Here is a 6,747-nt window from a genome sequence, read left to right on the forward strand (position 1 = left end):
GTTTTTGCAGGTTCAGCGGCCCGAGGTAACCGGGTTTGCAGCCAAAGTGGTCTTCAATCTCGGGAAGCGTGGCGAAGCGAAAGTTAGTGAGGCCGGGCACCTTGCCGACCTTGACTTCGTTCATGTCGTGGTCACCGCGCAGCAGCAGCAGCCAGACCTGGGTCTTGGTGACCTCGCCAGCCTCGTTGATCTGGTCGGTGGCCAGCACCAGTGACTTGACGGTGGTTTCCAGCGGAATGCCCAGCAGCTCGGCCACATCGGCGCAGGTGGCCTTGCCCGGAGTCGCCGTCTTGGTCATCGCCTGCGAGGCGGCTTTGGGCACGCCCTGCGGTGCCAGCGCTTCGGCTTTCTCCATGTTGGCTGCGTAGTCGCTGGTGGGGCAGTACACGATGGCGTCTTCACCGGTGGCGGCAATCACCTGGAACTCTTCGCTCAAATCGCCGCCGATGGCACCGCTGTCGGCGGCAACCGCCCGGTAGGTCAGGCCAAAGCGGTCAAAAATCCGGCGGTAGGTCTGCGCCATGACCTGGTAGCTGGCTTTGGCGGCGGTCTGGTCGCGGTCAAAGCTGTAAGCGTCTTTCATGATGAACTCGCGCCCGCGCATCAGGCCAAAACGCGGACGGCGCTCGTCGCGGAATTTGGTCTGAATCTGGTACAGGTTTTTGGGTAGCTGTTTGTAGCTTTTGATGTCCTGCCGCATCACGTCGGTGATGACCTCTTCGCTGGTCGGTTGCACCACAAAATCGCGGCCGTGCCGGTCCCTGATGCGCAGCAGTTCCGGGCCCATTTTTTTAAAGCGGCCGGTTTCCTGCCAGAGTTCGGCCGGCTGAATCACCGGCATGGTCATTTCAATCGCACCGGCGCGGTTCATTTCCTCGCGAACAATGGCCTCCACCTTGCGGATCACGCGCAGGCCCATGGGCATGTAGCTGTAAATGCCGGTCCCGAGTTTCTTGATCATGCCGGCGCGCGTCATCAGTTGGTGGCTGACGATTTCTGCATCGGCAGGCGCTTCCTTGAGGGTGGAAATGAAGAACTGCGAGGCTTTCATGGGGCGTTTTCTGGAAATTCGAGTTGGGGGAGGGCTGAGTCGGGCTTTTAGCCGCACAGTTTGGCGATAGCGCCCGGGCTGTGCATAATGGACTCAGTTTAAAAAATTTGAGGTTTGATTATGCTTGACCGGGACGGCTTTAGGCCCAACGTCGGCATCATCTTGCTCAACCAGAGAAGTCAGGTATTTTGGGGCAAACGTATCCGCACCCACTCGTGGCAATTTCCGCAGGGTGGCATTGACCGGGGCGAAAATCCCGAGCAGGCCATGTTCCGCGAATTGCACGAAGAAGTGGGACTGATGCCGCAGCACGTCCATGTGCTGGCCCGAACCCGAGACTGGTTGCGCTATGAGGTGCCTGACCGGTTCATCCGCCGCGATGCGCGCGGACATTACAAAGGCCAGAAACAAATCTGGTTTCTGCTGCAACTGGTTGGTCACGACTGGGATTTGAACCTGCGCGCCACAGACCATCCCGAGTTTGATGCCTGGCGCTGGAACGATTACTGGGTGCCGCTGGATGTGGTGGTGGAGTTCAAGCGTGGCGTCTATGAGATGGCGCTGACAGAACTGTCGCGCTTTGTGCCGCGCTTTGATGCCCGGTTTGAGCCGCGCAGCGACCATCGCAACCGTTATTTGCGCAGCGGCCTGCACCAGCGAGACCAGCACGCAACTGGCCCCGGCAACGAGGCTGAGCATCGGCCCGGCAATGACGCGGCTCGCCCTTATGCGGGCAGAACCGGTACGCTGTTTGAGTTGCCGCCTGGCGCCACCTTTGAGCCGGACCCGCAGACCAGTTTTGGCGCGGATACCCCGGTCACCAAAACATGACATTTAAACCGGTTTTGACCGCTTGCCTGGCGCTTGCGCTCGGCATCAGCCCTGGCGCCTGGGCGCAACGGATTGTCGATATTCCCGAGTGGAAGGAGTCCGAGGCGCCGCCACCGCCCGCCTTCGACTTCGGCAAGCTGGTCACGTTTGAGGCTTCGCCCGGCTCGTCCCTGGTATTTGGGGTAGACCCGGCGGCCGTAAGCATTTCCGGAAGTGACAGCCTGGTGCGCTATGTGATGGTGGCCACCAGCGCCAGCGGCGCCAGAAACGTCTTGTACGAGGCCATTCGCTGCTCGACTGCCGAGGTCAAGACCTATGCCCGGTACTCGGCGGATGGCCACTGGAGCCCGGTAGACAGCCCCGAATGGCGTCCGCTGTTTGGCAACCGATCGGCCAGCCATGCCTTGCGCTTTGCACAGGCCGGTGCTTGCGACAATACGGCGCCGGCCACCTCGGTCCAGGCCCTGGTCCAGCAGCTGAAAAGCCCGAACCTCAAACGATAAATGTGCCGGCGCGCCGCTTCGCCTAGCGGCTGAGGACCAGGTTGGTGCGGTGAATCATTTCAGGCTCGCCCGTGTAACCCAGCAGTTTTTCAAATTCTGATGATGCCTTGCGGCAGATCAGCCGCGCCTCGGCGCTTGAATAATTGGCCAGTCCGCGGGCAATTTCTGCGCCGTCAATGCTCTGGATGGCAATCACGTCGCCGCGCGAAAAGTCCCCCTGCACGGCGGTCATGCCAATCGGCAGCAGGCTCTTGCCTTCACCGGTCACCTTACTGGCCGCCCCGGCGTCAACCGTGATGGCGCCGCGCAGCTGCAGATGGTCGGCCATCCATTGCTTGCGGGCCTGGTTTTTCTGGGTTTGCGCCACCAGCAGTGTGCCAATGGCCTCGCCCTGCGTCAGGCGGATCAGCGCCTGCGGCTCGCGGCCCCAGGCAATCACGGTGGAGGCACCCGAGCCGGCCGCGCGTTTGGCCGCCAGAATCTTGGTGATCATGCCGCCCTTGCCGATGCTGGAGCCGGCACCGCCCGCCATGGCTTCCAGCGCGGCATCGCCGGCCTTGGCCTCATGCACAAATTGGGCGGCCGGGTCTTTGCGCGGATCGGCGGTGTAAAGGCCTTTTTGATCGGTCAGGATGACCAGCGCGTCGGCTTCGACCAGGTTGGCCACCAGCGCGCCCAGGGTGTCGTTGTCGCCAAACTTGATCTCGTCGTTGACCACGGTGTCGTTTTCGTTGATGACCGGCACCACGCCCAGTTGCAGCAGGGTCAGCAGGGTAGAGCGCGCGTTGAGGTAGCGCTCGCGGTCGGCCAGGTCGGCATGGGTAAGCAGCACCTGCGCGCTGCCGATGCCGTTTTCGCGCAGTTTGGATTCATACACCTGCGCCAGCCCCATCTGGCCGACGGCCGCTGCCGCCTGCAACTCGTGAATGGCTTTCGGGCGAGCCGTCCAGCCGAGCCGCTTCATGCCTTCGGCGATGGCCCCGCTGCTCACCATGATCACTTCCCGGCCGTCCCTGGCCAGGGCGGCCAGCTGTTCGCACCACTGGCCGATGGCCTCGGCGTCCAACCCCCTGCCTTCATTGGTGACCAGACTGGAGCCCACCTTGACGACAATGCGCCTGGCGTTGCGCAGCAGAGTGGAACCGGTGTTTTCTAGCATTTTTAGTACATTTTAGGCTCTAGCCCAATGAATACAGGCGCAAGCAGCTATTATTTTTATAGCGACCGTGATGGGGCGCCAGCCGGGGCCCGGCCTCGCTTATTCGGGTGGAAGCTCGACAAACCGCGGGTCGATGTCTTTCACGGGCTGCTCGCTCTTTTGCACTTGCTTGACATGCTGATAAATGGTCTTGACCAGTTGCTCGCAGCCTTCCCGGGTCAGCGCCGAAATCTCGAACACCGGGCCCTTGAACTTGAAGCGCTTGACAAAATCCTTGACGATCGCTGCGCGCTTGTCGCCGTCCACCATGTCGAGCTTGTTGAGGACCAGCCAGCGCGGTTTTTTATACAGCGCTTCGTCGTATTTCTTGAGTTCGTCCACAATCGCCTTGGCCTGGGCGACCGGGTCAACGCCCTCATCAAACGGAGCCAGATCAACGATATGCAGCAGCAGGCGGGTGCGCTGCAGGTGCCGCAAAAACAGGTGGCCGAGGCCGGCGCCTTCGGAGGCGCCCTCAATCAGACCGGGCAGATCGGCCACCACAAAACTTTGCTCGGGACCCACCCGCACCACGCCCAGATTGGGGTGCAGGGTGGTGAAAGGGTAGTCGGCAATGCGTGGCCTGGCATTGGAGACCGCCGTGATGAAGGTGGATTTACCCGCATTGGGCATGCCCAGCAGGCCAACGTCGGCCAGCACCTTCAGTTCGAGCTTGAGGCTTTTCCGGTCGCCGGGCCAGCCCGGTGTTTTGCTGCGCGGCGCCCGGTTGGTGGAACTTTTGAAGCGCAGGTTGCCAAAACCGCCATCGCCGCCTTTGGCGATCAGGATCTGCTCGCCCGGCACCAGCAGTTCAAAAAGAACCTCGCCGGTTTCCGCATCGGTCAGGATGGTGCCGACCGGCATCTTGAGGATGATGTCGTCTCCCTTGGCTCCAAACATGTCCGAGCCCATGCCGTGTTCGCCGTTGCGGGCTTCGTGGCGACGCGAAAAACGGAAATCCACCAACGTGTTCAGGTTGACGTCGGCTACCGCATATACGTGGCCGCCGCGTCCGCCGTCGCCACCGTTGGGACCGCCGAATTCCTTGTACTTTTCATGGCTGAACGAGACGCAGCCGCTCCCGCCATCGCCGGCGGCAATGTCAATATAGGCTTCGTCAACAAATTTCATGGTGGGCAGCGCCGTTGGCGTTGAATGCGGGAAGCGTGGAAAGGTAGTTTACAAACAAAAAAGCCCCGACAGGTCGGGGCTTCGCGTCAGTCGAAGTGACTTATCGCAGTGATCAGCTTAGGCTGGCGTCACATGGACGGTGTGCTTGTTCAGCGAACCCTTGACCGAGAAGGAAACTGCACCGTCAACCAGTGCAAACAGGGTGTGGTCTTTGCCGATGCCGACATTGACGCCTGGGTGGAACTTGGTGCCACGCTGACGCACAATAATGCTGCCTGCGTTGATCACTTCGCCGCCAAATTTCTTGACGCCCAGCATTTTGGGCTGTGAATCACGCCCGTTTCGCGTAGAGCCGCCGCCTTTTTTCTGTGCCATTTTTCAATACTCCTGGTACTTGCCTGCTTAAGCGACGATGGCGCCGATTTGCAGTTCAGTGAAGTTTTGCCGGTGACCCTGGCGTTTTTGGTAGTGCTTGCGACGGCGCATTTTGAAAATGCGCACTTTGTCGTGCCTGCCATGAGACAGCACCGTGACTGTAACAGTCGCGCCGGACACCAAGGGCGTACCAACCTTGATTGCACTGCCTTCGCCGACAGCCAATACCTGGTCAATAACGATCTCTTGGCCTACGTCCGCAGCAATCTGTTCTACTTTAATTTTTTCTCCAGCAGCAACTTTGTATTGTTTGCCGCCGGTTTTTATGACCGCGTACATGTGAGACCTCGTAAATTGAGTTCTGCGGACGGATTTCCACAGAGCCTTTGATTCTAGCACGGCAGCCAAAAATAGCCAAGCGAGCGCTTGGAACGGTTTTTCCGGGCTGCTTGTGACTTGGGCTTGGTCGCGGGCTTCCTATAATCGGCCAAAACTTAACGTCGGGACCGCCCTTTTGTCTGCCAACTCCTCCAGCACCGCCGCTGCCCTTGCCCTGATTGCCGACGACATGCGCGAAATGGACGCGGTGATCGAGCGTCGCCTGAAGTCCGAGGTGCCGCTGGTGAGTCAGGTATCGCACTACATTGTGGCGGCCGGGGGCAAGCGACTGCGGCCAGCCCTGCTGCTGCTGCTGTGCGGCGCCCTGGGCTACACCGGTGACCAGCGCTACAACCTGGCGGCCGTGGTGGAGTTTATTCATACCGCCACCCTGCTGCATGATGACGTGGTGGACGAATCCACGCTGCGCCGCGGCCGGGCGACCGCCAATGAGGCCTTCGGCAATCCGGCCAGTGTGCTGGTCGGGGATTTCCTCTATTCCCGCGCCTTCCAGATGATGGTGGAGGCGGGTGACATGCGCATCATGCAAACCCTGGCGGAAGCCACCAATGTGATTGCCGAGGGCGAGGTCCTGCAATTGATGAACATGCATGACGCCACACTGTCCGAGGACGGTTACCTGCGGGTGATCCGTTCCAAGACGGCCAAATTGTTTGAGGCCAGCGCCCGTCTGGCAGCGTTGCTGGCACAGGCCTCTCCGGCCGTTGAACAGAGTTGTGCGGATTTTGGCCAGGCGCTGGGCACCGCTTTCCAGGTGATCGATGACGTGCTGGATTACGATGGCGATGTGTCGGAAATGGGGAAAAACCTGGGCGACGATCTGCGCGAAGGCAAGGTGACGCTGCCTCTGATCATTGCCATGCAGCGCGCCACCGAGGCAGAGCGTCTGATGATCGAGCAGGCCATCGAAACCGGCGGCACCGAACAGATGCCCCGGATAATTTCGATCGTGCAGCAGACCGGCGCCCTGGACGCGACACGCGCCGCGGCCGCTGCGGAAGCGCAACGCGCGCTCGATGCTTTGCCTGCGCTGACGCAAAACCCCTATAGCCACGCCTTGCAGCAACTGGCCTCCCAATTGCTGGAACGGCGCTTCTGAGCTATAACTTTGGTCGTGGCGGGGTGTAGCTTAGCCTGGTAGAGCGCTACGTTCGGGACGTAGAGGCCGGAGGTTCGAATCCTCTCACCCCGACCAAATTCCTTTGTAGTGTGCGTTTCTGCGCACAATTGCCCTGCAACAGGCGGCGACCCGGCGGTTT

8 protein-coding genes and 1 tRNA gene are annotated in these 6,747 nt (G+C 60.5%); 4 read left to right on the forward strand and 5 right to left on the reverse strand.

Annotated features, from left to right (window positions below; genetic code table 11):
* Nucleotides 1–1,051 (reverse strand): proline--tRNA ligase (gene proS / locus RMO23_RS17725; RefSeq protein ID WP_309684134.1); only part of this gene is annotated, 1,051 nt, incomplete at its 3' end.
* Nucleotides 1,052–1,171: 120 nt separating this feature from the next.
* Between proS and RMO23_RS17730 the strand changes: the two genes are divergently transcribed.
* Nucleotides 1,172–1,882: an RNA pyrophosphohydrolase gene (locus RMO23_RS17730; protein WP_309684135.1), complete on the forward strand. Its 711-nt coding sequence runs from the start codon at nucleotides 1,172–1,174 to the stop codon at nucleotides 1,880–1,882.
* Nucleotides 1,879–2,385: a CNP1-like family protein gene (locus RMO23_RS17735; protein ID WP_309684137.1), complete on the forward strand. Its 507-nt coding sequence runs from the start codon at nucleotides 1,879–1,881 to the stop codon at nucleotides 2,383–2,385. The genes RMO23_RS17730 and RMO23_RS17735 overlap by 4 nt, the downstream gene beginning before the upstream one ends.
* Before the next feature lie 22 nt (nucleotides 2,386–2,407).
* On the opposite strand, the gene proB is transcribed toward RMO23_RS17735, so the two are convergent.
* The 4 genes from proB to rplU all read right to left on the reverse strand — a co-directional run bounded on the left by proB (nucleotide 2,408) and on the right by rplU (nucleotide 5,428).
* The gene (gene proB, locus RMO23_RS17740) at nucleotides 2,408–3,544 is read right to left on the reverse strand and encodes a glutamate 5-kinase (protein ID WP_309684139.1); all 1,137 of its coding nucleotides are present in this window, start codon (nucleotides 3,542–3,544) and stop codon (nucleotides 2,408–2,410) included.
* 99 nt (nucleotides 3,545–3,643) lie between these two features.
* The gene (cgtA, locus tag RMO23_RS17745; RefSeq protein ID WP_309684141.1) at nucleotides 3,644–4,714 is read right to left on the reverse strand and encodes an Obg family GTPase CgtA; all 1,071 of its coding nucleotides are present in this window, start codon (nucleotides 4,712–4,714) and stop codon (nucleotides 3,644–3,646) included.
* Nucleotides 4,715–4,831: 117 nt separating this feature from the next.
* Nucleotides 4,832–5,089: a 50S ribosomal protein L27 gene (gene rpmA, locus RMO23_RS17750; RefSeq protein ID WP_309684143.1), complete on the reverse strand. Its 258-nt coding sequence runs from the start codon at nucleotides 5,087–5,089 to the stop codon at nucleotides 4,832–4,834.
* A gap of 27 nt (nucleotides 5,090–5,116) precedes the next feature.
* A complete protein-coding gene (gene rplU / locus RMO23_RS17755; RefSeq protein WP_309684145.1) occupies nucleotides 5,117–5,428 on the reverse strand; it encodes a 50S ribosomal protein L21 in 312 nt (103 codons plus the stop codon).
* 175 nt (nucleotides 5,429–5,603) lie between these two features.
* On the opposite strand from rplU, the gene RMO23_RS17760 reads away from it, so the two are divergent.
* Together RMO23_RS17760 and RMO23_RS17765 are read left to right on the forward strand one after the other, a co-directional pair.
* Entirely contained in the window at nucleotides 5,604–6,587 is a 984-nt protein-coding gene (locus RMO23_RS17760) for a polyprenyl synthetase family protein (protein ID WP_309684147.1), read from the forward strand.
* A 19-nt stretch (nucleotides 6,588–6,606) separates the two neighbouring features.
* Nucleotides 6,607–6,683 (forward strand) — tRNA-Pro (locus tag RMO23_RS17765).
* Nucleotides 6,684–6,747: the final 64 nt, after the last annotated feature.

The organism is Polaromonas sp. (genome assembly GCF_031411155.1).
Lineage (GTDB): Bacteria > Pseudomonadota > Gammaproteobacteria > Burkholderiales > Burkholderiaceae_C > Polaromonas.

Coding starts and splice junctions, on each gene's coding strand:
- RMO23_RS17735 (WP_309684137.1), top strand. CDS start 1,879: ATGACATTTAAACCGGTTTTGACCGCTTGCCTGGCGCTTGCGCTCGGC.
- rplU (WP_309684145.1), bottom strand. CDS start 5,428: ATGTACGCGGTCATAAAAACCGGCGGCAAACAATACAAAGTTGCTGCT.
- proB (WP_309684139.1), bottom strand. CDS start 3,544: ATGCTAGAAAACACCGGTTCCACTCTGCTGCGCAACGCCAGGCGCATT.
- cgtA (WP_309684141.1), bottom strand. CDS start 4,714: ATGAAATTTGTTGACGAAGCCTATATTGACATTGCCGCCGGCGATGGC.
- RMO23_RS17730 (WP_309684135.1), top strand. CDS start 1,172: ATGCTTGACCGGGACGGCTTTAGGCCCAACGTCGGCATCATCTTGCTC.
- rpmA (WP_309684143.1), bottom strand. CDS start 5,089: ATGGCACAGAAAAAAGGCGGCGGCTCTACGCGAAACGGGCGTGATTCA.